This window comes from Mesocryomonas lacus, assembly GCF_055730135.2.
The window spans coordinates 1-1,779 of sequence record NZ_JBUZWE020000042.1 but is presented as its reverse complement, the minus strand read 5'-3'; the positions used below and the strand labels follow the sequence as shown (position 1 = coordinate 1,779).

At 56.7% G+C, this 1,779-nt stretch carries 2 protein-coding genes; one reads left to right on the top strand and one right to left on the bottom strand.

All coding sequences use genetic code 11. The features are described 5' to 3' along the window. Positions 1-946, bottom strand: a 946-nt coding sequence (locus ACZLZY_RS24810) for an IS481 family transposase (protein WP_472936630.1), incomplete at its 3' end; no start/stop codon positions are given. Between ACZLZY_RS24810 and ACZLZY_RS24805 the strand changes: the two genes are divergently transcribed. Then, positions 929-1,528: an EAL domain-containing protein gene (locus tag ACZLZY_RS24805; protein ID WP_472936629.1), complete on the top strand. Its 600-nt coding sequence runs from the start codon at positions 929-931 to the stop codon at positions 1,526-1,528. The genes ACZLZY_RS24810 and ACZLZY_RS24805 overlap by 18 nt on opposite strands. The last annotated feature ends 251 nt before the right edge of the window (positions 1,529-1,779 follow it).

The window sequence follows — 1,779 nt, the reverse complement described above, 5'->3', positions numbered from 1 at the left end:
TGTTCAGTCCCGGCATTTGATGGATTGGATCGAGCTTGAATCTTTCCGGCTCTGATGTCCACTTTTTGCAGATGAACTCGTACGGGGTGAGGCCCTTCAGCGTCTTGAGCCGGCGAGCGAAGTTGTAGGCATCGATGAAGTCGACTAGGTGGCGACGCAGTTGTGCATGATCGTCGTAGTGAAAGCGCTTAACGGTCGCATCCTTGATCGTCCGGTTCATCCGTTCGACCTGCCCGTTGGTCCAAGGATGCTTCACCTTGGTGAGACGATGCTCAATGCGGTTTGCTTCGCAGACCCGGTCGAAGATGTGATGGAAGGCATATCGGTCACAAGCTCGATTGGTGAACTGAATGCCATTGTCGGTGAGCACCGTATGGATGGCGTAGGGCAGCGCCGCGATCAGATCGCGCAGAAACTGCGCTGCTACCATCTTCGTGGCTCTGGGATGAAGCTCGGCAAAGGCAAACTTGGACGTTCGGTCAATAGCTACAAAGAGATAGAGCTTCCCCTCGACGGTTTGCACTTCGGCGATGTCGACATGGAAATAGCCGATCGGATAGCTCTTGAACCTCTGCTTGACCGGCTTGTCTCCCTGGACGTTGGGCAGCCTTGAGATGTCATGACGCTGGAGACAGCGATGCAGTGATGATCGCGTCAGATGCGGGATCGTCGGCTGGAGCGCGTATAGGCAATCGTCGAGCGGCAGCAGCGTATGACGGCGGAAGGCCACAATTACGGCCTCGTCTTCGATCGACAGCACCGTGGATCTCGGCTCGGCTGGGCCTGTCTTGCGGTCGGCTGTGGACGTCCGCTTCTTCCACTTTGCGACCGTCTTTTGGTTGATGCCGTAGTGGCTGGCCAGTGCCCTCAGGCTCTCTTGACTATGCTGTATCGCTCGACGGACTGCCGCAGTCGTCGTGGCGCTCCCATGGTGAACCTGACCCATAGTGCCTCCTTCCATCCGCTGGATAATAGTGCACCATCAAAGCCCGGGATCAAACACCTAGGCAGCTGGGTCATCCGCCGTGCGTTCAGGGATGCCCGCCAGTGGCCGGGTATCGTCACTGCGATTAATCTCTCGCCCGCACAGCTTCATGCACCAGCGTTCATCGAGGACTTGCGTTCGCTCGCGAGCGAGATGCAGGTGATTCCGTCGATGTTCGAGTTCGAGGTCACCGAGACGGTGCTGATCGACGATATCGAAGTGGCTTCCGACCGACTGCGTTTGCTGAAGGAGATCGGCTTCAGGATCTCCCTGGACGACTTCGGTAGCGGCTATGCCAGCCTCGCATATCTGACCCGCATCTCCTTCGAGAAGCTCAAGATCGATCGATCCTTCGTGTACAATCTCGGCGTCGAAGATGGCGCCGAAGGGATCATCCGGTCGATCGTGGGACTCGGACTCGCTTTGAATCTGTCGATAACCGCCGAAGGCGTGGAGCATCCGGATCAGCATATGGTTCCACAGACAGCAGGGTGTCACAACCTTCAAGGCTTCCTGTTCCACCAAGCTGTGAATGCCGATTAAGTCGTGGCGTTGCTGAAGGATCATACGCTCAAGATAGCATCCTGAGCTGCTTGGAAGAGCTTCGACAGTCCGCCAGCGTCGTTCAACGGATGGTCGAGGTGCATCCGGTTACCGCTACAAGACATGCGACAGCTTCAGGCGGCAATCATCGACTTCTCGACTGCCGTCTCCACGCACGCATTAACAGCCTCGCGAAGGGATGTCGTAAAATAGTTGGCACCGATCTGACCCTGCAGCTGAGCATCCTTCAA